This window comes from Photorhabdus kayaii (assembly GCF_025384895.1).
In the GTDB taxonomy this organism is placed as follows: Bacteria; Pseudomonadota; Gammaproteobacteria; order Enterobacterales; family Enterobacteriaceae; genus Photorhabdus; species Photorhabdus kayaii.
Genome location: NZ_JAJAFZ010000001.1, coordinates 1 through 23,121 on the forward strand (window position 1 = coordinate 1; position 23,121 = coordinate 23,121).

General features: G+C 39.8%; 21 protein-coding genes and 1 pseudogene. 5 read left to right on the plus strand and 17 right to left on the minus strand.

Annotated features, from left to right (window positions below; translation table 11 throughout):
* The 11 genes from LGZ98_RS00005 to LGZ98_RS00055 all read right to left on the minus strand — a co-directional run.
* Positions 1–275: type II toxin-antitoxin system YafQ family toxin (locus tag LGZ98_RS00005; protein ID WP_262977539.1), on the minus strand; the 275-nt coding region annotated here is incomplete at its 3' end.
* Positions 262–525 (minus strand): type II toxin-antitoxin system RelB/DinJ family antitoxin, encoded by a 264-nt coding sequence (locus tag LGZ98_RS00010; RefSeq protein WP_113041932.1) that lies wholly within the window; start codon positions 523–525, stop codon positions 262–264. The genes LGZ98_RS00010 and LGZ98_RS00005, both read right to left, overlap by 14 nt.
* 745 nt (positions 526–1,270) lie before the next feature.
* Complete coding sequence (locus tag LGZ98_RS00015; protein WP_113041933.1) at positions 1,271–1,693, minus strand: tail fiber assembly protein; 423 nt, start codon at positions 1,691–1,693, stop codon at positions 1,271–1,273.
* Positions 1,694–1,695: 2 nt separating this feature from the next.
* Entirely contained in the window at positions 1,696–2,283 is a 588-nt protein-coding gene (locus LGZ98_RS00020; RefSeq protein WP_113041934.1) for a gp53-like domain-containing protein, read from the minus strand.
* A 522-nt stretch (positions 2,284–2,805) separates the two neighbouring features.
* Positions 2,806–3,789: a tail fiber protein gene (locus tag LGZ98_RS00025; RefSeq protein ID WP_113041935.1), complete on the minus strand. Its 984-nt coding sequence runs from the start codon at positions 3,787–3,789 to the stop codon at positions 2,806–2,808.
* A 203-nt stretch (positions 3,790–3,992) separates the two neighbouring features.
* Positions 3,993–5,408, minus strand: coding sequence for a tail fiber assembly protein (locus LGZ98_RS00030; RefSeq protein WP_262977540.1), 1,416 nt, complete (start codon positions 5,406–5,408; stop codon positions 3,993–3,995).
* 82 nt (positions 5,409–5,490) lie between these two features.
* A complete protein-coding gene (locus tag LGZ98_RS00035; RefSeq protein WP_262977541.1) occupies positions 5,491–6,975 on the minus strand; it encodes a pyocin knob domain-containing protein in 1,485 nt (494 codons plus the stop codon).
* 441 nt (positions 6,976–7,416) lie between these two features.
* Positions 7,417–7,968, minus strand: a complete 552-nt coding sequence (locus LGZ98_RS00040) for a tail fiber assembly protein (protein WP_113041938.1) — start codon at positions 7,966–7,968, stop codon at positions 7,417–7,419.
* A gap of 4 nt (positions 7,969–7,972) precedes the next feature.
* On the minus strand, positions 7,973–8,953 hold the full coding sequence (locus LGZ98_RS00045) for a tail fiber protein (protein ID WP_113041939.1): 981 nt from the start codon (positions 8,951–8,953) through the stop codon (positions 7,973–7,975).
* 917 nt (positions 8,954–9,870) lie between these two features.
* The gene (locus LGZ98_RS00050) at positions 9,871–10,893 is read right to left on the minus strand and encodes a hypothetical protein (protein ID WP_229015603.1); all 1,023 of its coding nucleotides are present in this window, start codon (positions 10,891–10,893) and stop codon (positions 9,871–9,873) included.
* Between the two features lie 241 nt (positions 10,894–11,134).
* Entirely contained in the window at positions 11,135–11,773 is a 639-nt protein-coding gene (locus LGZ98_RS00055; protein ID WP_113041940.1) for a hypothetical protein, read from the minus strand.
* A gap of 574 nt (positions 11,774–12,347) precedes the next feature.
* Between LGZ98_RS00055 and LGZ98_RS00060 the strand changes: the two genes are divergently transcribed.
* The gene (locus LGZ98_RS00060) at positions 12,348–12,494 is read left to right on the plus strand and encodes a hypothetical protein (protein ID WP_158536532.1); all 147 of its coding nucleotides are present in this window, start codon (positions 12,348–12,350) and stop codon (positions 12,492–12,494) included.
* A gap of 23 nt (positions 12,495–12,517) precedes the next feature.
* Positions 12,518–12,685, plus strand: a complete 168-nt coding sequence (locus LGZ98_RS00065; RefSeq protein WP_158536533.1) for a hypothetical protein — start codon at positions 12,518–12,520, stop codon at positions 12,683–12,685.
* Here LGZ98_RS00065 and cobO read toward each other — a convergent pair.
* The 5 genes and pseudogenes from cobO to cobA all read right to left on the minus strand — a co-directional run bounded on the left by cobO (position 12,678) and on the right by cobA (position 16,683).
* Entirely contained in the window at positions 12,678–13,235 is a 558-nt protein-coding gene (cobO, locus tag LGZ98_RS00070) for a cob(I)yrinic acid a,c-diamide adenosyltransferase (RefSeq protein ID WP_113041941.1), read from the minus strand. The genes LGZ98_RS00065 and cobO overlap by 8 nt on opposite strands.
* Before the next feature lie 58 nt (positions 13,236–13,293).
* Positions 13,294–13,923 (minus strand): annotated as a pseudogene (locus tag LGZ98_RS00075) (NAD(P)-dependent oxidoreductase); the annotation flags it as partial.
* A gap of 19 nt (positions 13,924–13,942) precedes the next feature.
* Positions 13,943–14,803, minus strand: a complete 861-nt coding sequence (locus LGZ98_RS00080; RefSeq protein ID WP_262977542.1) for a GHMP family kinase ATP-binding protein — start codon at positions 14,801–14,803, stop codon at positions 13,943–13,945.
* The gene (gene cobD / locus LGZ98_RS00085) at positions 14,796–15,869 is read right to left on the minus strand and encodes a threonine-phosphate decarboxylase CobD (RefSeq protein ID WP_113041944.1); all 1,074 of its coding nucleotides are present in this window, start codon (positions 15,867–15,869) and stop codon (positions 14,796–14,798) included. The genes LGZ98_RS00080 and cobD overlap by 8 nt, the downstream gene beginning before the upstream one ends.
* A gap of 31 nt (positions 15,870–15,900) precedes the next feature.
* Positions 15,901–16,683 carry a uroporphyrinogen-III C-methyltransferase gene (gene cobA, locus LGZ98_RS00090; RefSeq protein WP_112878671.1) on the minus strand — a complete coding sequence of 261 codons (783 nt, stop codon included), beginning with the start codon at positions 16,681–16,683 and terminating at the stop codon, positions 15,901–15,903.
* 440 nt (positions 16,684–17,123) lie between these two features.
* Between cobA and eutA the strand changes: the two genes are divergently transcribed.
* From eutA to eutC, 3 genes are read left to right on the plus strand one after another with little or no spacing between them, the layout of a single operon-like run.
* On the plus strand, positions 17,124–18,536 hold the full coding sequence (eutA, locus tag LGZ98_RS00095) for an ethanolamine ammonia-lyase reactivating factor EutA (protein ID WP_262977586.1): 1,413 nt from the start codon (positions 17,124–17,126) through the stop codon (positions 18,534–18,536).
* 12 nt (positions 18,537–18,548) lie between these two features.
* Positions 18,549–19,910 carry an ethanolamine ammonia-lyase subunit EutB gene (locus tag LGZ98_RS00100; protein ID WP_113041946.1) on the plus strand — a complete coding sequence of 454 codons (1,362 nt, stop codon included), beginning with the start codon at positions 18,549–18,551 and terminating at the stop codon, positions 19,908–19,910.
* 22 nt (positions 19,911–19,932) lie between these two features.
* On the plus strand, positions 19,933–20,787 hold the full coding sequence (gene eutC / locus LGZ98_RS00105; protein ID WP_262977543.1) for an ethanolamine ammonia-lyase subunit EutC: 855 nt from the start codon (positions 19,933–19,935) through the stop codon (positions 20,785–20,787).
* Between the two features lie 90 nt (positions 20,788–20,877).
* Here the strand turns inward: eutC and LGZ98_RS00110 are convergent, their stop codons facing one another.
* Positions 20,878–21,528 (minus strand): hypothetical protein, encoded by a 651-nt coding sequence (locus LGZ98_RS00110; RefSeq protein ID WP_113041948.1) that lies wholly within the window; start codon positions 21,526–21,528, stop codon positions 20,878–20,880.
* Positions 21,529–23,121 lie beyond the last annotated feature (1,593 nt).

Sequence of the window (23,121 nt, forward strand, 5' to 3'; positions counted from 1 at the left end):
CCAAGTTCTGAGTGGGAACCAAGGCGGACAAGGCGCAATGTATCCGCATCGGGTTTCTGATAAATCAGTATCAAGTCAGGCTTAATATGACAATCTCGAAAATCCTTCCAATCACCAGAAAGAGCATGATCGCAATATTTCGGCTCCAACAAGCTATCAGAAGCCAATAATTCAACCACTTGCATCAGTGCATCATCAAGAATTTCACGATACCGACCTTTCTTTTCTCTCTTGTAATCTCGCTTGAACTGGCTTGCGTAATCAATCGTCCTCATTGAGATCGGCCATTAAATCTTTCACTGTGGAGAATGATTTACCGCAACCTTTGCGAGCTTCTTTCATTGCGGCTATTGTTGTCTCGTTGGGTATCAAAGGCTCAAAAGGTAACACTTTTTCTCTTGCTACTCGCGTTAACATCATGCGAACGGCATCTGATACAGTCAGCCCCATAGCAGCCAGAACCGCAGCCGCCTCTGCTTTGATCTCCCCATCAATACGGGTTTGTACTAATTGGTTTGTAGCCATGTAAAGAACTCTCATTGAATTACATTGTAATGCAATTGTAATGCAATGAATGTCTATAATAACTAATGAGCAAGAAACAAACCTGCTACAATGGCGGGGTTTCGTTAAAGCTTTTCGACTCTGACTGTTACACCGTTTTCGAATGTCATTAAAATTTGTCCCTTAGATGGCAAGTCAGAAATCATCGAACTGTGATAACTTCCCGTCTTACGAATTGCCGGTAATACTTCAGCATTATTCTAAATACATTAAAGTTAAAATCACAACCTGAATTTTTTCTAACTCGCAATTCCCCCCTCAGGAGACTAATTATGTTTTCAACTCTTGATTTTCTCAAAGTTATCAGGAAATATTTAGCCTGATGCTACACAACTGTGAATAATCTGAGCACATCTATTTAGCCCCGCGCTGCGGAATTGGATAAGTTCTTCAAGCATCGCTAATTTGATATTGAGATTAAAAAATCCGAGTCCTGTTAAATACAGAACTCAGACTTTAATAGCAGCTTGACTTAAAACATCCCGTTTTTGGTATCAATTAGAAGATAAGAGGTGTTTACTTTTGCACTGTTCAATACCCTATTGCAAACCAAAATAAAAAGATTTATTTCGAGTATATTCAATAATAAAATCCTGTTACAAACAATTATCTTGCAACAATATTATGTGCTGATTTTAAGTCAGACTTATGACCTAATGTTAACAAAACCATTATAAGAATAATCTGTTTATTCAGGTCAATGTCATTATTTTGGCTGTTCCGGCCATTCAATATCGGCAGCCTGTAAAGTATCAACCCTGTTCAGCATTACTCTATATTTTTTCCATACCAACAGAGCCGCTTCCTCTTCTTTAGTCGCAATTCCTAAATCAACAGCATCTTGTAATGGTGCTATCTGCTGGCTAGCTTCCACAATAAATTGTTGTTTTTTACTTTCAACATACTGCTGCAATTCTTCTTTTGTTGGTGGAGGAATATCGGCCCATTCCGGTAAACCATTTTGACCTGCTACACGATATTTTCCTTCTGGTACATTACTGACAGCATATTCTTGATAAATATCAATACTAACTTCCATAATATCATCAGGCAATGAACCAGAAGCAATATAATTTTGTTTCAATTCTATTGGGTAGAATGCATTTGTCTTTGCACTATAAAAATACATAATTAATATCCTATCGCCAAATATCTCACTAAATTATTTGATAGCTCGTGTATAGAATTTCTGCACGTCACAATAAATTGACTTGCAGAAATAGGCATAGCAGCAACCCCAGATCCATAATTACCAAAATCAGGATATGTTGCAACAATCTGAAAACAAGCATTAGGAAATGGGATGGTGAAATTTCTGTAATCATTTATATTCATAGAGCCGCTTGCTTGCCCCCACTGAATAATTATTCCAGTATCACCACATTTCCACCAACCGTTCACAACCTTGTTAGCCGTATTCACATTAAGATTACAACATTTCGCAATTTTTTGTTCTAACACGCTTTTGAATTGTGTGGTGATTTTGGATACATTACCGTCATCCAAAACATCAGTGCCAGATTCTGTCGCAATAAAATCAGCTATAGCAGATGATATGGTTGATGTTTGACGCAATACCTTATTTAATACGTGATTAGGAATATACTGATTATCTGGAAACCCAACTGGCAAATCCGGATATATTTCATAGCCTTGCTGACTAAGTACATTAGCATTATTACTAACAGCAAAAGCTCTAAAATCATTTTTGGCACTCATATACATTTCCTTAAATTAAATGACATTATTTCATAATAAACATATTGAACTATCACTAAAGATGATTTCTCACAATTCACATCAATAATAGTCTAGTTTATAAAAACAATAATGAAATATTTTTATAACTAAAATGAGTAACTATTTTTATATAATTGGCAACAATAAATAACCAATGCATCGCAATCAAAAACATCCCAAAAATCATTATATTCAATATTGAAAACTATTATTTCCCATATCTTTCTTTTTCCTTCAATTCTTTTTCCTTTAAGTCAAGAATATAACTATTACAATATTTTAATTATAACACTAACAAAATGGCCTGAATAAACAACCCATTTATTCAGGCCCGTTAACGGCGATTTTCCCTTGTCATTTTCCATGTTATTCATATATAGCCAAAATCCATATTTAAATTCTGGCTATATTCTTATAGCATTCACTGAAAGATTACTACCTGAATTAACATCGGATGAACCAATAAATAAGTGCTAACTTAACACTCTCAAAATAATAATTTTATACACCTAAATAAATTATCGGTATCATACTAATGTTTAATGGGCGGTTTTCGTCTGCCGTTGGTACTACTCTTGATGCATCAAAAGTGGCATGTGAGAATTTTGCATATTCATCAGGAGCATTCTTCCTCGCAAGGCTATTTTTAGAACTCGCATTAACACCATAAAATACTCCGCTGGCACGAGCAATAAGCCCATCATTCCACAATCCTACATCACCTGTAATATTTCTAATTGCATCGCCCTGTATCACACCAGGTGTCAATCCAGCACGCGCAAATACCCCTCGCCCCTCAACAAACAGATTAGGAAGGTTGATTTTATCGCCATTCTGTTTGATTCCCCATGCTGCCTTATATGCATCAGATAAATTATTTAATGCACTACCAACAGCCGAATCAATTGGGTAAACAGCACCATTCGCAATATACTCTCCTTTAGCTAAATCTGATGCCGGATGTGCAGATAAATAGATATCACCCGGTCGCTTAGCGCCAACATCAATCGCGGAAAGTGTAATATCCTCAGTCAATGCCTTCCCGTTGATTTTCCTATTATCAGGTACTCTGCTATTAATATTTACAAGTAATGATTCGACTATTCCCTTAATTAACTTTTGCGTCACAGCCAATGTATCACTATCACCAATCACATCAGTAAGTTGAACAATACCTTTTTGGGTTAATGAGGCATTGGGAATTCCTATTATGGCTTTTTGTTCTAAAGCTTTATTTAATTGTGCGGTGAGTTTAGTTACATTACCATCATCTATAACATCCTGACCAGATTGTTCCCCAATGAAATCAGCTACAACCGCGGCTATCGTTGATGCTTGACGTAATGCCTTATTTAAGATGTGTGGCGTCATAGAATAGGGTGGAAACCCATCTTGCAACTCTGTACTCGCTTCATATCCTTGCTGATTTATTACATTAGCATTACTATCAATAGCAAAAGCTTTAAAATCATTTATGACACTCATATACATATCCTTAAATTAAATAACATTGTTTCATAATAAGCAGATTGAATTATCAATAAAAACGAAATATTTTTATAACTAAAAGGGATAACTGTTTTATATCATTAGCAACAACAAACAATCCGATATATACTCCGCTGGCACGAAAGATAAACCCATCATGCCACAATCCTATATAATCTGTTTATTCAGACCATTTTTCATTATTTCGGCTGATCCGGCCATTCAACATCAGGAGCCAGTGAAATATCAACTTTGCTCAACATTACTCTATATTTCTTCCATTCCAGTAGAACTGCTTTTTCTGCTTCGGAAGCAATACCTAAATCAACAGCGTCTTGTAGTGGCGCGACAAGATTATTAACTTTAGTCAATAACTGAGACTTATCATATTCTGCTTGCTGTATTAACTCCTCTTTGGTTGCAGCATGAATACTATCAGATCCTGCTTCCCTATTCTTCCCAACAGCCTTGTCAGAAGGTTTATTCAACGAGTTATATTCTTGTGCCCAAGGTGTCCACGGATTATCGTGAAATTGGCTACGCGTATATACTCGACTGCTGTTATAAACAAAATAACGTTGAATAACGCCTGCCGCTTTCAACACAATAAGCGAACCCGCAAATGGCTCAGGGTAATTCGCGCCATTTTTGGCATGAGCATTATACTCTTGATAATAAATCCCGGGTATTTTATAACTATTTAAATCCGCGTTATCACCTAAATTAATCGACTGCCCGGCGAAGATATCTTGAGAAGTAATATTGATATCCGCAGCCAAAGCTTTTCCATTAATTTTGCGGAGTCCTGTGATATATCGAGCATCAGACTCTGCTTTTGCATATACTCCAACTTCTCCAGCAGTAGGTCTATTCAGTGTGTTATATTCTCTAGCCCAAGGCGTCCACGGGCTTTCATGAAATTGACTACGTGTATATACCCGACTGCTGTTATAGACAAAATAACGTTGAATAACCCCGGCTGCTTTCAATACAACCAGCGAACCAGCGAACAACTCAGGGTAATTATTACCATTTTTGGCATGAGCATTATATTCTTGGTGATAAATCCCCGGTATTTTATAATTATCCAAATTGGCATTGTCACCTAAACTATGCGCCTGTCCAGCAAGAATATCCTGAGAAGTAATATTAATATCCTCAGTTAATACTTTCCCATTAACTTTTCGGGTATTTGGTATTCTGGTATTAATACTTTCATGTAACGAATTTATTATTTCCTGAACCAACTTTTGCGTAACCGCTAATGTATCACTATTACCCACTACATCGGTAAGCTGAACAATACCTTTTCGTGTTAATGAGGCATTTGGAACTTCTGCTGCAATTTTTTGCTCTAAGGCCCTATCTAGTTGATCGGTAAGTTTAGCTATATTACCATCATCCAAAATATCATTGCCAGATTGTGTCGCAATAAAATTAGCTACCACAGATGATATTGTTGACAATTGACGTAATACCTTATTTAACAGATTAACAGGAATATTATCTGGCGGAAATCCAATCTGTAAGCTCTGGTTTTCTTCATACTTTACTTGACTCACTACATTAGCATTATCACTAATAGAAAAAGCCTTAAAATCATTTTTGGCACTCATATACAATCCTCAAATTGAATAATATTATTTTAAGAGGAAATTCAAAAATAAAAACATCTATTTTTGCATTACAAATTACATATCAATATCCTATTGCAAACCAAAATGCAGAGCTTTCAGTCTCGTATGCCCAATAACTAAATCCTGTTACAGACAAATGTCTTGCAACAACATTATATGATGATTCTAGGTTAGATTTATCACCTAATGTCAACGAAACATTTACACAAGCATTAGGAAACTGAATAGGAAAATTAACTGGTGTATCATGTGCTGCCCAATTCACAATCCCCCACTGATAAATCACCCCGGTATCCCCACATTTCCACCAACCATTCACTGATTTCAAAGCTGTATTTTTATTTCCTTTAGCATTAACTAGGTTATCTACTTCTGCTTTTGTATACCCGCTAATAACCCTGTCAGAAGGTTTATTCAACGAGTTATATTCTTGTGCCCAAGGTGTCCATGGGTTATCGTGAAATTGGCTACGCGTATATACTCGACTGCTATTATAAACAAAATAACGTTGAATAACGCCTGCCGCTTTCAACACAATAAGCGAACCAGAAAGCGGTTCAGGGTAATTGACGCCATTTTTAGCATGAGCATTATAATCCTGATAATAAATTCCTGGTGTTTTACAGTGATCTAAATTTACATTATCACCTAAACTAATTGCCTGCCCATTCAAAATATCCTGAGAAGTAATAGTGACATCCGTAGCTAAAGATTTTCCATTCACCCTGCGAATTCCCGCAATATATCGAGAATCAGATTCTATTTTTGTATATGCGCCAATCTCATCAGCCGTAGGTTTATTCAGCGTATTATATTCTCTAGTCCAAGGTGTCCACGGATTATCATGAAACTGACTACGTGTATATACTCGACTACTATTATAGACAAAATAACGTTGAACAGTCCCTGCCGATTTCAATACAACAAGGGCACCGGCGAGAAATTCAGGATAATTAAGGCCATTTTTGGCATGAGCATCATACTCTTGATGATAAATTCCCGGTGTTTTATAGCTATTTAAATCCGCCTTATCACCTAAACTAATCGCCTGCCCACCTAAAATATCCTGAGAAGTAATAGTGATATCCTCAGACAATGATTTCCCATTAATTTTTCGGGTATTAGATACCTTAGCATTAATATTTTCACACAATGAATTTACTATTTCCTGAGCAAGCTTTTGCGTAACAGCTAATGTGTCACTATCGCCCAGCACATTAGTAAGCTGAACAATGCCTTTTTGTGTTAATGAGGCATTTGGAACTTCTGTTGTGATTTTTTGTTTTAAAGCCTTACTTAATTGCTCGGTAAGTTTCGCTATATCGCCATCATCCAGAACATCACCGCCAGATTGTGTCGCAATAAAATTAGCCACGACAGATGCGATTGTTGACGATTGACGTAATACTTTATTTAGCAAATTACTAGTAATATTATCTGGTGGAAACCCAGCCTGCAAACTCTGATCTTTCTCATATTTCTCTTGACTCACTACATTAGCATTATTACTAATAGAAAAAGCCTTAAAATTATTCTTAGTACTCATATACACCCCTTAGATTAAATAGCATCATCTATACCCGTTATCTTTCAAGTTGCCTCTTTGTTGGCTGCGCTCACTCACCCCGGTCTCATAGTTATCTATGCTCCCGGGGATTCGCTCCCTTGCCGTCGCAATCCATCTTGAAATCCATTGGGTATATAATCAACATATTGAATTATTATTAAAGTAATCATTAATAATTTAAAGCAGCCATAGTTTAATTCATAAAAATAATAATAAAATGTTCTTCTAACTTAGAAGAATAATTATTTTTATATCATTATCGGCAAGAAAAAACCCCAACAACTTTCATCTGTAAATATATTCAAGTCATTCATATTCAATATATAAATTATTTCAATCCGTCATTATTTATTTTTATATTTCAACTTCAGAACAAATAAAACCACAGTATAAATGGCCTGTTTATTCAGGCCACTTTCGTTACTTTGGCTGTTCCGGCCATTCGATATTGGGAGCCTGTGAAATATCTATCCTGTTCAGCATGACTCTGTATTTCTTCCATATTAATAAAGCATCTTTTTCAGCTTCTGTAGCAATATCTAAATCAACAGCATCTTGCAGTGGTGTTACCTTCTTATTTACAGTGAATAAAAGTTGTTGTCTCTTATTTTCTGCGTCGTTAATGACGACTTGCTGAATATCATTTTTCCATCTTTCTTCATCATCTTTCGAAATTGACCATTCTCCATTCCATCTATGATATTGCGACGGCCTTGGCTGTTCTATAAAACCATCAGGAATAATGACTTCTCTATTTTCCTGTGATTGCCCTGATTCAATATCATAAATCATGATTCCTTTTTTATTTTCAACGAGCTCCCATTGCCCTGACTTTTCACACGGCCAAAATCCATCTTTAAATAATGGTTGTATTCGTAAAGCATTCACTGGAGGTTCACTACCCGGATTAGCATCAACCGCGCCAATAAATGGTCGATGTAGTTTAGTATTATCAAAATAATAATTTATCATTGCCTTATACTCCCAAATAAATTATAGGTATCATACTGACGTTTAGTGGGCGATTTTCATCTGCCGTCGGTACTACTTGTGATGCATTAAAAGTTGCATATGAATAATGTGAATATCCATCAAACCTTCCTGTCTGGACGCTTGTTCTAAGATCATTACTGACCCCCTCAAATACGCCTCTGGCATTAGAAAATAGCCCTTGATTCCACCATCCCAGACTGCCTGTAATATTTCTAATCGCATCTTCCTGTATCACACCAGGTCTCATGCCGGCGCGCATGAATACCCCGCGCCCATAAAAATATAGATTCGGCAGGTTGATTTTATCTTTATCCTGTTCGATTCCCCAATGTGCCTTATATACATCGGATAATTTATTCAATGCCCTACCAACAGTTGAGTCAACCGTATAAGTATCTCCGTTCGCAATATATTCCCCTTTAGCCAAATCTAATGTCGAATGTGCAGAAAAATAGATATCACCCGGCCTTTTAGCGCCAACATCAATTACTGAAATATCAAGATCTTCAGCCAACGTCTTTCCATTGATTTTCCGACTATTGGGTACTCTATTATTAATCTTTTCAAGTAATGAGTTGACTATTTCCTGAACCAGCTTTTGTGTCACTGCTAATGTATCACTATCGCCAACTGCATTGGTAAGTTGAATAATACCTTTTTGCATTAATGTAGCATGAGGAATTCCTATTGTGATTTTTTGTTCTAAAGCGCTATTTAATTGTGTGGTAAGTTTAGCTACATCACCGTCATCCAGAACATTATTGCCTGATTGTATTGCGACAAAATTCGCTATGACAGATGCTATGGTTGACGATTGACGTAATACCTTATTTAGTAAATGAGTGGAAATATTATCCGGTAAAAACCCAGTCCGTAAATTTTGACTTTCTTCATATTCCTCCTGACTCACTACATTAGCATCATTACCAGTAGAAAAAGCTTTAAAATCATTCTTGGGACTCATATGTCCTCCTTGAGTTAAATAACATTATTTTATGATTAATATATAAAATTATTGTAAAAATGATTTATCACAACTCCACATCAATCAAAGTCTAGTTCAAAAAAAACAACAATAGGATTTTATTCTCAATTAGAATGTTAACTATTTTTGTATGACTGGCAGTAATAAATAACGCAATATTTAAAAAATACTCCTTCTAGATTCCTATGATTTTTTCTGATAATGTTTATTGAATTAATTAACTAAAGAAATAAGAATGACTTATTATATCGTAGAGATATTTTTAACATGCCAATAAGCTCATTTTTTACTTTTTGCCTAATCTTTTATTGGATCAAAGTACTCGCTAATCTTTGGAGGAAACCCAAAATACAAGATTGTTTATAGCGTATAACACAGGTGAATGAAAATAAAGATTCGCTCACTTTACCACCTAAAACATCGATACAAAATTATTTTAATCTTTAAAATAATTTTTAAAAACTGCTTGACTCTGAAGTTTTTCTGATTAAAATCACAGCCACAATTTAGATTTTCGTGAAACAAATCACATTTTATCAATAAAGAGAGTTCATCATGAAATCTGTTACATCTTTCATATCAAGTGTTCATCATGTTGTTGTCTACTTGTCAACACCTTGCTTTCTGTAAGTCTGCTTTTTAACCGATGCGTGTAAGGCCAGTTTCCAAGCTGGCTTTTATGTGAAGGACTTAACCCCCAGCCAAATTAACCGGCTAATCCATTTTTTATTTCCTGATTTCGTTTCAACATTTTGATAATGGTTGATGGACTTCAGTGCATTTTCCTTTGGAAAAGGAAAGGTGTTAAGGTAATAGCAACTCACCTTCCCTCCTGAAAATGCACTTATTAGTTTCACCGAATCCATTTGTTATTAATAATCCAATGCGTTAAAAATTCACTTCTTCAATAAAGCAACTTCATCCGCATTTTTCTGGCACAACAGAGTAAGATGAGTAATAGAATGGGTAAGATCATCTATAGTACTCTCCAGCTTTTTAATATCCATTTCCAGTTGCTTATTTTTTATATCCAATGTATTCATTCTTGCCAATTCAGCATATAATTGCTGACCATTCACTGCCTCCGTACTGTTCTTGGAAATATCCCCGGCAGCAACATTCACAATCTTACGTTGATTACCCGGTCTTCCTACAGAAACAACATTCGATTTGCTGGCAACAGAATTTGCGCCTAATGCAATGCCCCCATTTGCTGTTACAGAGGCGTTTTGCCCAATCGCAATTCCCTGAGACGCACTAATATTCACCTTTTGCCCCACGATAATAGAAGACGAAGAGCTGGATTTAGAGTCTGATCCTAATACAATACTCCTACTTCCTGTTACAGAAGAGTTTTGACCAATCACAATTGCTTGAGACCCACTGGCAGAAACCTTTTGCCCCAGAGCAATAGAAGACGAGCCGCTGGATACAGAACTGTCTCCTAATGCAACGCTAGCATTTCCTGTTGCAGAGGAATTTTGACTAATTGCGACTGCCTGATTCCCCCTGGCAATCGCTTTTTTCCCCAGAGCAATAGAAGCTGAACCACTGGATATAGAGCCTGATCCCACTGCAACACTCGAACTTCCTGTTGACGTGGAGTTTTGACTAATCGCTACTGCCTGAGCCCCACTAGCAACAACCTTTTGCCCTAGGGCAATAGAAGCTGAACCACTGGATACAGAATCAGCGCCAATTGCAATGGGCCATTTGACTTTATCATTCTCATTCTCTTTCTCTTCTCTACCCGCCAGTTGATTTTGCCCAATAGCAATAGCGCCCTCACTAATTGATTTAGAAATTAGTGGTGAAGCACCAATCGCTATAGCATATATTGCTGGTGCTTCTGCATTCCCAACAACAACGGAATCTTTACCAACTTTTTGATCAGTTATATTCATATCTTCTGTAGACATATATACCTCTTAATTCAGGAATTAAATTATTATCACTTGGTATTTTCCATCAAGAATAATCCAATCATATATTTACCCAAGAAAATGAAGTTAGTATGTTAAATCGAGCAGGAAAATTATTACATTATTCACTGAGACATATCCCATAAATCATTATCAAATAATAATCCTACCACCAAATAATTCATCATATATTCTCAGCCTTATAGCCAAGAATATATGAAACAACAACCAACGGATATTAATAATTCAATGCATCGAGAAGCCGTTTCTTCAATGATGCAACATCATCCACGCTATTCTGAACCAACAGAGTAAGATTAGCTATATCACTTTCCAGAGATTGAATCTTCTCTCCCAATTCCTGATTCTTTGCATCCAATAATATATCAATCCTTGCCGATTCAGCATATAACTGCTGACCATTAACCGCCTCATTACTGTGATTTGAAATCTCACCGGCCGCAACATGTATAATTTTACGTTCATGGCCGGTTTTTCCTACAGAAACAACATTCGGTTTATTAGCAATAGAATCTGCGCCTAATGCAATGCTCCCTTTTTCTGTTGCAGAGGAGTGTTGACCAATCGCCACGGACTGAGCCGCACTAGCCGTCACCTTTTGTCCCAAAGCGATAGAAGCCAGGCCGTTGGATACAGAGTCAGCACCAATCGCAATAGGCCAAATGACTTTCGCATCACCTTGTTTACCCGCAATTTGGTTTTGCCCAATCGCAATAGCCGCTTCACTGATGGTTTTAGAATTTCGGGGTGAAGCACCAATTGCGATAGAATGTACTGCTGGCGCTTCTGCATGTCCAAGTACAACTGAATCCTTGCCAGTTGTTTGTTCAGCTACATCGATATTTTCAATAGACATATTAAACCTCTTAATTTATAAATTAAATAATCATGCGTTGTTTGAAACTTAATAAAATGTGCAACAGAATATGGATTGCGTGAACCTGTAATTCTTTTACATATCAAAACCTAAATTAACGTTATATTTATTCCACCGACAATATTAGATATAAATCCCAACTTGTAAATAAATTAAAATTATTGGATGGTGAAATACATTGCATGGAATTTATTTAATGTATTATCAAGCTTTATTGAATATATATTCAATAAAGTTCATCATAACCAATTAATTAATCACCTCAATATTAATTGGTTTTTATATACTTAATCCAAGTAAACATAGGAGAAAACTTTATTATTAACCTTAAATTATTTGAAAAATAATTATCCAGTATACTTTTAACACCCAAAAAATACAATCACATTTGGCTAATTATAATTTTAATAATAAATACTCTCAATGAAAATTTTTACCACTGATGATTTCGCAGCTTTCATGGACAACAATTCACTAACTCAAGACATTCCCAATAAACTGTTGAAAGTTTATAATCTATTAGCCAAAAAATTTGTTAATATCAATAATAATCTTGAAGACAACTTATACCCTATGGATTTCAAGATGCATCGCGGCGGCAAGGGAGCGAATCCCCGGGAGCATAGATAACTATGTGACCGGGGTGAGAGAGTGCAGCCAACAAAGAGGCAACTTGAAAGATAACGGGTATATCATCTGATTTATTAATCGAGGTAACATGTAATGAATAATAATCGACTCATCAAAATGCAGAAAATGGCTGAGCGTTTTCATCAATCTGGCACAGTATCAAATATCACCATGAGAGAAATTAATGCATTGGTTAAACAAGATAAAAACATGAATCACTCTTCATCTAATGTGATGACCGGAAAACGCATAATTAAGTGAAAACATATTTTACCGGACACATTTCACTCACCGTATCAGCCAATTCAATTAATTCAACAGGGTAATCTTGTCCGGTAATGATTACCGTCTGATTAATTGGCCGTCCGTTTAATGCCTTGATAATTTCGTCGAGCAATAGATAACCGTTATTTATCGCGCAAGCCAATTCACTAAGCACTACCAATGATAATTCAGGATCACGCATCATGCGCAACGCATGCTGCCAAACCTCAGTACAAGCGGCAATATCCTGAGTACGATTTTGCATTTCTCCAGTCAGGTTCATTGATATTAATTGAAATTCTATCCCATGCGACTGCAACAAAGTACGCTCGCCGGCTGACCATTCATCCCTAATAAATTGGATAACGCCAGCCTTTAATCCATGACCCAACGCTCGTGCAACCGTTCCCATTGCTGCGGTGGTTCTCCCTCTACCATTACCGGTATAGATAATGACAATCCCCCGGTTTTCCTGAGCGGCTGCAACTTGTGCCATAAATCTCTCTTTTTGCCGCTGTTTTCTCTGTTTATATCGCTCCTCACTCATTTGTCCGGCTCCAATATATTAGTCAACTGTTTGTTTTGTTTGTATTCGCTTGAGATGACTCAGAGAATAATGTTTCTACCACCCGATCAACTTGTTGACGATCTTGACTGACCAACGATTGCATTAATCGCTCATCAGTGAAAAACCGCTCCCAAAAGTGACGACGTGCCGCCAAATGATGAAAATGTCGTTTTACCCGCTGGCGAAGTGTTCCACCGTAAGCGGCCAGACGGCCAAGATGCATCGGTAGCAGCCGTTCGAGTTTTTCACGCCATAATCTGACCAATACTGGCGCATTCCCCCCGGAGGAGATAGCTATCACCAATGGTGAACGATCAATCACTGACGGTGTGATAAAACTGGCTTGCTGTGGTTCATCCACCACATTACAAAAAATGCGGCGCTCCGTCGCACAATCACACACGTAGCTATTCACCGCCGCATCATTAGTAGCAGCAATAACCAGCCAACTATGCTCAAGCCAGTGAGGCTCAAACTCACTGCGAATGAGTGTCACTTGGCCGTTATCCCCCCATATCTTAAATTGTGGGGTAAATTCCCGTGCGTTAACTAATAGATGTGCGCCAGCATCTAATAACAGACGCGCTTTACGCTCGGCTACCTGACCTCCTCCAACCAGCAGACAGGTTTTATCCCGGATCTGACAAAACATCGGCAAATAATCCAACATAAGTCTCCTCCTACAGTTAACGCACACCACCCGGTATCATGGTCAGCAAGTGCTGACGAGGATAAAAACGAATTATGCCCCTCTGTTTCAGCCACCAGCATAGGTATTCAACATCATGATGGTGGCGATCACACAATAACCCGACGACACTGCCACTATGAGCAACATTCAGCCCGTAGATCCCACTCCGCTCTACCAATTCCAACAAACTGTCAAACGCCGGTTTTACCAACAACTTTTGACTGGCCAGTGCACTGAGCGTCGTAGCTTCTCCCAACCGCCAGTAATTCCGAGTCGTCACAGCCTGACAAAATAGTTTCCAAGCATGCTCTAGCATTGCGGCATTTTCCAATAATACCGGATGGCGATCTAAACGGTGATAATCAGCCGTGATCAGGGTTTCCGGGCTTTCCAATAACAAAATGTCTATAGATGGCTGCCAGTCACATGCAATTTGAGTGGTACCTGTTTGATGATCGAACAAGGTAAGCCGGCTGAATAACGTGCTATCCGTAGGCTCAAGCTGTACGCAAAAGCTAGCCAGTGTCGTTTCATCAAGTGTTTTCCCCAAATAACGCGCCGTCGCCAGCGCGGTAGCGGCAATATCAGAGGTACTACTTGCCAGCCCTTTTGCCATCGGGATCGTAGAAGTCAAAGCGATCCGTAAACCTCGCGCCATCTCTATCGACAAACCAAAATACGCCAGAACAGTTTTCATCACTTGGCGCATACGGGGACGTTCCTCTTTTCCCGGCACGCCATCTGTAACAGACACTTCGCTAAACCAATTCACCGGACAAGAGATCAATTTCTCACCACCAAGAATCCACCCTTGGATAAGTTCACCACACGATGCAGGACAACGCGCTTCAGCCATAACCAAATACCTGACGTAACGCCGATACCAGACGGCGATTATCATGCTCGCCCTTAATGGCGACCCGATAATGAGCTGCATTCAAGCCCGGATAATTAGCACAATGGCGAATCAATATTCTCTGTTTCAGCAATACTTGTTGAAGATCGATTTCTGGGCGCAGGCAACGCAGGAAGATATAATTTGCCGCGGGAGGCCAAACACGCAATGCCGGTGATGCAGCCAGTGCCTGATAAAGCCAACGTTGTTGCTCAGCTAACCAGCGGTGTGTTGCTTGAATGTAAGCGTTATCATTAAGAACAATTTCACCCGCCAACGCCGCGAAAGCATTAATGGTCCACGGCTCCCGCCAGCGCTTCATTGCTCGAATCCCCGTGACATCACTGCTGACCAGATAACCAAGGCGCAACCCCGGAATAGCAAAAAATTTCGTTAGTGAACGCAGAATATAAAGACGAGGAAAATGCGCTATCTGAGGAATAAATCCAGCAATATCCGGGAGAAAATCGATAAACGCCTCATCAACAATCAACGCAATATTATGCTGACGGCAACGTTCAAATATCGCCTGCAATAGCACAGCATCTGGCATCAACCCCGTCGGATTGTTCGGTGTCGCAAGAAACAAACAGTCAGGCCGATGGCGCTCTAATGCTATCAACAAGCGTTCATCAGGTTGATAGCTATCAGCTTCACTCATCACATACTCATCAATCTGGCAAGCCACTCGCTGCAAGGCGCGTCGATATTCAGCAAATCCCGGTATCAACAACATGGCTCGGCGCGGCTTAAGATAATTCACCACAGCATAAATCAATTCAGTCGCACCATTACCCGCCATCAGGTTTTCGACAGTGCAATGATGAGCCTGCGCTAACGCTGCATGTAACCGGCGATATTCTGTATCAGGATAGTACTCGGCACATTGCAATTGGTCGATAATGGCCGTTTTCAGGGATTCCGGCATTCCTAACGGATTGATATTCGCGCTGAAATCAATCATTTCTTCGACTGTAACACCGATTTTCAGCGCCATTTCCAGCACATTACCGCCATGTTCGCTCATCAAATAGTATCCCCAAATGTTAAGCAGAGAATCAGAGTGCCATCAGTGATGGAACAGAAGACAACAATAGATGATCCCGGCTAAAAGCCAGTGTTTCTCGCAAACGCACCACATCACCAATCACAATCAATGCTGGTGCAGTCAATCCCTGAGCGGCTACCCGCTGAGCCAAAGTTAACAGGGTTGCGCTGGCAACCTGCTGTTGCTGATGGCTAGCATACATCACAACCGCCGCCGGCGTTGTCGGCGCTTTACCGCCTGCGATCAATTGCTCACAGATACTCGCCAGTTGAGTCATTCCCATTAAGATCACCAACGTACCTTCCAGCTTTGCCAGCGTCGCCCAATCCTGTGATTCATTTCCCTGACGCAGATGGCCGGTAATAACATGAAAACCTGATGCATAATCACGATGGGTGACCGGGATCCCGGCACAAGCCAGACCACCAATGGATGAACTGATGCCCGGTACCACTTCAAAAGGGATTTTCGCCAGTGCCAAAGCTTCCGCTTCTTCACCACCACGGCCAAACACATAGGGATCTCCCCCTTTCAGCCGGACGACATTTAACCCTTGTTGCGCACACTCTACCAAGATTTGATTAATTTGCCGTTGCGGCACTGGGTGATAGTTCGGCGTTTTGCCGACATTAATCATTTTGCAATCATCAGGTGCTTCGGATAACAGCTCCGGGCTGACTAATCGATCATACACCAGCGCCTCCGCCTGACGGATACAATGTAATCCTCTGACAGTAATTAGCGCCGCATCGCCGGGACCGGCACCGACCAACCAAACTTTTCCGCTATTCATCATTTTTCTCACCCCGTAACGAAAGTCTGTTGGAAGATATATAACCGATAGCCAGCAACGCGATCTGGTGTAAGATCAATAATTCTTCATTTTTGTTAATGTATTGATGATAACCATCTGTTCTGACATCTTGGCGCCTTATCTGCCTGTTTCTCTTAATAACTTCGCCCTGTATCTTGTATCTATACCCTATGGATTTCAAGATGGATCGCGGCGGCAAGGGAGCGAATCCCCGGGAGCATAGATAACGATGTGACCGGGGTGAGTGAGTGCAGCCAACAAAGAGGCAACTTGAAAGATGACGGGTATACGCCATTTTTATTATGGCCCCTAATATTTTTGTGACTACAGTTGATTTTCCAACCAAATTGCCGATATTTAATACTGATTAATAAAAAAAAATGCCAACATACGCCTTATTGCAGACAAGAGGCGTAGCGATGGAAGCCAAGGAGTTATTTAGTGTCGGTATTGACATCGGCACCACCACCACACAAGTGATCTTTTCGCGTCTGTCACTGGTGAACCGTGCAGCGGTATCACAAGTGCCACGCTACGAGTTTGTTAGCCGCGAGATTATCTGGCAAAGCCCGGTATTATTTACCCCCGTAGACTTCGCCGGACAATTACGTGAAGACGAACTGTTCAGTCTGATCCAAGCACAATATCAGGCGGCAAACATCGATCCGAAAAGTGTCGATTCCGGTGCAGTTATCATTACCGGTGAAACCGCGAAAACATGCAATGCACGCCCTGCAATTATGACGCTGGCACAAAAATTAGGGGATTTTGTTGTCGCAACAGCAGGACCCCATTTGGAATCGGTGATTGCCGGTTTGGGCTCCGGCGCTCAAGCTCTTTCACAGCAGAAAATGACCAGAGTGCTCAATATTGACATCGGCGGCGGTACAGCCAACTATGCGCTATTCGATGCCGGGCGACTTATCGCCTCCGCTTGCTTAAATGTCGGCGGCCGCTTATTGGAGACCGATCTTCAGGGGAACGTTTTACGAGCACATCCGCCCGGAGCACTCATCGTTGATTCACTGTTTGGCGAAAACACAGATATTCAACATCTGACAGCCACGCAATTACAGCAAATTGCTACGCGGATGTCGCAATTGTTGTGGGAAGTCGTTACCGGGCAACTCACACTTCTGGCGCAACAATTACTGATGACCGAGCCGCTGCCAAACTGTGATGAACTCTACGCCGTCACTCTCTCCGGCGGGGTAGGAGAATGTTATCGTGAAACATCGGATCATGACCTATTCCGTTTTCACGATTTAGGACCATTGCTGGCACAAGCTATCCATCGTGATAATGATTTCGCCAAACTGCCGCTACAAATGCCAAAACAAACCGTACGCGCTACCGTCATTGGTGCCGGCGCTCATACATTATCGTTATCCGGCAGCACTATCTGGCTCGATACACTATCACTACCACTGCGCAATATTCCCGTCGTCCATCCTGACACAGAAGCCACTGAATCACTGGCAGAAGCCTGGCAACATGCGCTCACACAAATGGATCTGAATGCCGAGCAAGATCTATATGCATTGGCCCTACCCGACGCCTTGCCGGTGAATTATGCCGCCGTGCAGACATGCATTACCGCTTTACAGAACTTTGTCAGACGCTATCCCTCTTCTCACCCGCTGCTCATCGTTGCAGGTCAAGACTTTGGTAAGGCATTGGGCATGCTGTTACATCCTCTGATGGGAGAACGGCCGCTGGCGGTTATTGATGAAGTTATCACCCGCACCGGGGATTATATCGACATTGGCACGCCACTATTTAATGGCACTGTGGTTCCCGTCACTATCAAATCACTGGCTTTTCCTTCCTGAGAGAGCGTAAACATGAAATTGAAAACTCAGCTTTTTGGTAAGACCTATCAGTTTAAAGATGTCAAACAGGTGCTGGCAATGGCTAACGAATTGCGTTCCGGGGATGTGCTAGCCGGGGTGGCTGCCGAAAGTTCCCAACAACGCGTAGCGGCTAAACATATCCTCTCGGAAATGACGATTACGGATATTCGCATGAATCCGATCATTCCTTATGAAGAGGATTGCGTGACTCGCATTATTCAGGATGACATTAATGAAATTGCCTACGCCCGCATAAAAAACTGGAGCATTGGTGAATTGCGTGAATACATACTAAGCGATGATACCAGCGTGGATGATATCGCCTTTCTGCGTAAAGGAATCAGCGCCGAAGTCGTTGCCGCCGTGGCAAAAATCAGCTCCAATGCGGACCTGATCTATGGCGCGAAAAAAATGCCCGTGATCAAAAAAGCCAACACCACCATTGGGACGCCGGGAACGTTCAGCGCCCGGCTACAACCTAACGATACCCGCGACGATGTACAAAGCATTCTGGCCCAGATTTACGAAGGGCTATCATTTGGCGTTGGTGATGCAGTCATCGGCGTCAACCCGGTGACCGACGACGTAGAAAACCTCACCCGCGTACTAGATACCCTCTATGAGGTAATCGACAAATTCTCCATCCCAACACAGGGCTGTGTTTTAGCCCATGTCACGACCCAGATAGAAGCCATTAAGCGTGGCGCACCGGGTGGTTTGATTTTCCAAAGTATTTGCGGCAGTGAAAAAGGGCTAAAAGAGTTTGGCGTAGAATTGGCTATGTTAGATGAAGCACGTGCCATTGGCGCGGAATATTGCCGTCTTGCTGGCGATAACTGTCTCTATCTTGAAACCGGACAAGGCTCCGCCCTCTCCGCCGGTGCTCACTTTGGCGCTGATCAAGTGACGATGGAGGCACGAAACTACGGTTTAGCACGCCACTATGACCCATTTCTGGTGAATACTGTTGTCGGTTTCATCGGGCCAGAATACCTCTACAATGATCGCCAGATTATCCGTGCCGGATTAGAAGATCACTTTATGGGAAAACTCAGCGGCGTTTCAATGGGATGTGACTGCTGCTATACCAACCACGCAGACTCTGATCAAAACCAGAATGAAAACCTGATGATCTTGCTGGCAACCGCAGGATGTAATTTCATCATGGGGATGCCGCTCGGTGATGACATTATGCTCAATTACCAGACATCTGCTTTCCACGATACCGCCACTATCCGCCATCTGCTTAATCTACGCCCGTCACCGGAGTTTGAACGCTGGCTGGAACAGATGGGGCTGATGGCAAATGGCCGCTTAACATCACGGGCGGGCGATGCATCGTTCTTTTTCTGATTCTTTGCTGAGATAAATCATCATGAACCAAAAACCAATTGAAGAGAATGTAAGCGAGCGGGTATCTAACCTGAAACCTCATGCATCCCCTGAAATCACTAACGAAACGGAAAGCTGTACGCCGGATTTAGGCTCCTTGGAAGCCAAACAGTGGATCGGTGTCCAAAACCCAAACCGGATAGAAGTATTACAGGAATTACGCCGCAGCACGGTGGCGAGAGTCGGTACCGGCCGCAGCGGTCCACGTCCACGTACTCAGGCATTGCTGCGTTTTCAGGCTGATCACTCCCGTTCTAAAGATACGGTGTTAAAAGAGGTCCCGGTTGAATGGATAAAGAAACAAGGATTGCTAGAAGTGCAATCTCAAGTCAGCGACAAAAATCTCTATCTGACTCGCCCGGATTTAGGGCGAAAACTCAGTGCGAATGCGGTAGAAACTTTACTGACACAGTGTAAAACAGCGCCCGATGTACAAGTTGTTATCTCCGATGGCCTGTCTACCGATGCCATTATCACCAACTACGAAGATCTTGTGCCACCACTGCTAAAAGGGTTGGAACAAACAGGAATGTGCATCGGCACACCGTTTTTTGTGCGCTATGGTCGCGTCAAAATCGAAGATCAAATTGGCGAGTTACTCAAAGCTAAAGTGGTTGTTTTACTGATTGGAGAACGCCCCGGATTAGGGCAATCGGAAAGTCTCTCCTGCTATGCCGTTTACCAACCGACTGTAGAAAAAACGGTTGAAGCTGACCGCACTTGTATCTCTAATATTCATCATGGCGGCACGCCCCCAATCGAAGCCGCGGCAATTATTGTCGATTTAGCTAAAAACATGCTGGAACAGCAAGCTTCCGGCATTGCTCTTAGTCGTTGATGGAAGGGTATATACCCCTTTTACCTCGTTAAGAAAATCATCAATATAAAGATAAAAAATAGGATGGCAGGCCAGAACCTGCCCCCTGATTTATTCATCATAGCCCAACAATAAATGCGATATAACTTCAAGTTCTACATTTTGAACATAGTTACTTATGTTGGTGAATACAATTTTATAGTAATTAATAATATTAGGAGGTGATGCAAGTATTTCAGTCTTACCGGGGGAAATATCAACATAGCTATACATATTATAATTCCCAAGTGGACCAGCCCAAAAATTTACAGCCCTAATATATGCCACGCTATTGTTTTTTATAATTGCGTCAGCGAAATCAGTGGGGAGTATTGCATTACCCTTACTATAAAATTCAAATGGCTCGTTAGAGTTCATATATACCTTTTTTGATGGCATTCCATATTTGTTCCACAAAGGGTCCATTACAAATTCAATTTCTGCATTTTCGGTATTGCTAAGATTGGAGACTACAATTTTATAGCGGTAAAAAAGGTTCTTTGGTCCTACGAATATTTTAAGTTCGCCAGGATAAACATCAACATGACTATACTGCTGATAATCTCCAATCAAACCAGCCCAGTAATTGATAGCCCTAATTGGTACCATACTCTTGTTTTTTATAATTGCCGTTGGGGCAACACTTGGCATTACAATATCGCTATTACTATAAATCTCAACGGTTCCAAGAGGAGCTATAGAGATAGTTTTTTTCAATGACATTATTTTTTTCCTTATTATTTCTGTTGTTTAGTAATATATATAATAGGTAGTTTTACCTGTAAAATTTAACTTAACACTTCCCACGAACAGTTAAATGTTGAAATTTGTCAGCACAGTGAAAAAAATACAGTCAACGAATTCATTATATATAATTTGTCATTCATCATGTAATAAATAATAACCGAAATCAGATAATGTTTTTTCCGCTTTATTTATTATGATAACACTTTTTTCTCTCATTTCTATTACGACGGCAGCGCCATACTACTAAGTACAACAAACTTTCGAAAAACAGATTTAAATAAAGCATTTATTATACCCAATGGATTTCAAGATGGATCGCGACGGCAAGGGAGCGAATCCCCGGGAGCATAGATAACTATGTGACCGGGGTGAGTGAACGCAGCCAACAAAGAGGCAACTTGAAAGATGACGGGTATATAAGAAATTAAGCATGTTACGGTAAAAAATTCATATAGTTAGAAAACGAGTTTAAAAAATGGATTTAATTGACTTAAGAAAATTAATATTAAATAGCTGATTTACCTTAAAAGAATTGCTTAAGATAAAGAGAAACTTTATTATTCTACACAAAGACGATCCTGATATTTATGATAAATATCAAAGCAAAACAGATTGTTTTTGTCAATATCTGTTACTTATAGGTGAAGAAGTCGCTATACCATTGATATATTCAACACTAATTAACTTATTTATAATATCCGGAATGTTTTTCAGTGGAAAAGCATATGGAATTCCATTGATGTTTTTTGTTTACTTATCAATAACAACATCAGCTTTATTCTATTTCAGCCACTCCGTTAACTGTAATTTCATAACAGGATTAAAATTAGCAACATGCTATATTCGTTTTAAAATAAAAACCGGATATATAAAATATATTTTCAAGCCCTATATTTAATTAAAAAATCAAAACAAAAGTCAAACCATATAACATAAAAACATAATTTTTAATCCTATAGAGGAAAAAATTTCCTATCATTTTATTAAAAATTTACTCATTTTTTGGTGATAATTTATCGTTCCGGCTGTTAATACAAGCTGGAAAATTTGCAAGAACAACTAACCTTCGAAAAACATGCCTAAATAAAGCATTTATTAAGCATCACAAAACAATAGTTATGTTATAATAAGTCATTATATCGAATAAATATTATTAGGTTAAATAAATGGATCTGGAGAAATTAAGAAAATTAACCCTCAGTAGTGGATTCACATTTAAAGAGCTTCTTATGCTGCAAAGGACCTTTAAAAATCTTGACGATGACGAAAGAAAATATGTAATAAAGTATTATACAAAAAGCGATAATATTTACAACGTTATAATAGTGCTTGCTGAAGATGCCGGCGATCCCGTATTATTTTTTGCTCTCATGTATGTAGGTTGCATAATAATGGAGATTTTCCTCTATGACGAAAATTCAATATCCTATTTATCATTAATATCGATCATTTATATCATTTTAACAATAATATGCATATGCTATAAATCTTTTTATCACCGCTATCGTTATAATTTTTTCACATGCATAAAATTAGTTATTTTCTATATTCGTCTCAAAATAAAAGAAA

Excerpts from the sequence above, each read along its gene's own strand:
- LGZ98_RS00010 (WP_113041932.1), bottom strand. The coding sequence starts at position 525 with ATGGCTACAAACCAATTAGTACAAACCCGTATTGATGGGGAGATCAAA.
- LGZ98_RS00015 (WP_113041933.1), bottom strand. The coding sequence starts at position 1,693 with ATGTATTTTTATAGTGCAAAGACAAATGCATTCTACCCAATAGAATTG.
- LGZ98_RS00020 (WP_113041934.1), bottom strand. The coding sequence starts at position 2,283 with ATGAGTGCCAAAAATGATTTTAGAGCTTTTGCTGTTAGTAATAATGCT.
- LGZ98_RS00025 (WP_113041935.1), bottom strand. The coding sequence starts at position 3,789 with ATGAGTGTCATAAATGATTTTAAAGCTTTTGCTATTGATAGTAATGCT.
- LGZ98_RS00030 (WP_262977540.1), bottom strand. The coding sequence starts at position 5,408 with ATGAGTGCCAAAAATGATTTTAAGGCTTTTTCTATTAGTGATAATGCT.
- LGZ98_RS00035 (WP_262977541.1), bottom strand. The coding sequence starts at position 6,975 with ATGAGTACTAAGAATAATTTTAAGGCTTTTTCTATTAGTAATAATGCT.
- LGZ98_RS00040 (WP_113041938.1), bottom strand. The coding sequence starts at position 7,968 with ATGATAAATTATTATTTTGATAATACTAAACTACATCGACCATTTATT.
- LGZ98_RS00045 (WP_113041939.1), bottom strand. The coding sequence starts at position 8,953 with ATGAGTCCCAAGAATGATTTTAAAGCTTTTTCTACTGGTAATGATGCT.
- LGZ98_RS00050 (WP_229015603.1), bottom strand. The coding sequence starts at position 10,893 with ATGTCTACAGAAGATATGAATATAACTGATCAAAAAGTTGGTAAAGAT.
- LGZ98_RS00055 (WP_113041940.1), bottom strand. The coding sequence starts at position 11,773 with ATGTCTATTGAAAATATCGATGTAGCTGAACAAACAACTGGCAAGGAT.
- LGZ98_RS00065 (WP_158536533.1), top strand. The coding sequence starts at position 12,518 with ATGAATAATAATCGACTCATCAAAATGCAGAAAATGGCTGAGCGTTTT.
- cobO (WP_113041941.1), bottom strand. The coding sequence starts at position 13,235 with ATGAGTGAGGAGCGATATAAACAGAGAAAACAGCGGCAAAAAGAGAGA.
- LGZ98_RS00080 (WP_262977542.1), bottom strand. The coding sequence starts at position 14,803 with ATGGCTGAAGCGCGTTGTCCTGCATCGTGTGGTGAACTTATCCAAGGG.
- cobD (WP_113041944.1), bottom strand. The coding sequence starts at position 15,869 with ATGAGCGAACATGGCGGTAATGTGCTGGAAATGGCGCTGAAAATCGGT.
- cobA (WP_112878671.1), bottom strand. The coding sequence starts at position 16,683 with ATGAATAGCGGAAAAGTTTGGTTGGTCGGTGCCGGTCCCGGCGATGCG.
- eutA (WP_262977586.1), top strand. The coding sequence starts at position 17,124 with ATGGAAGCCAAGGAGTTATTTAGTGTCGGTATTGACATCGGCACCACC.
- LGZ98_RS00100 (WP_113041946.1), top strand. The coding sequence starts at position 18,549 with ATGAAATTGAAAACTCAGCTTTTTGGTAAGACCTATCAGTTTAAAGAT.
- eutC (WP_262977543.1), top strand. The coding sequence starts at position 19,933 with ATGAACCAAAAACCAATTGAAGAGAATGTAAGCGAGCGGGTATCTAAC.
- LGZ98_RS00110 (WP_113041948.1), bottom strand. The coding sequence starts at position 21,528 with ATGTCATTGAAAAAAACTATCTCTATAGCTCCTCTTGGAACCGTTGAG.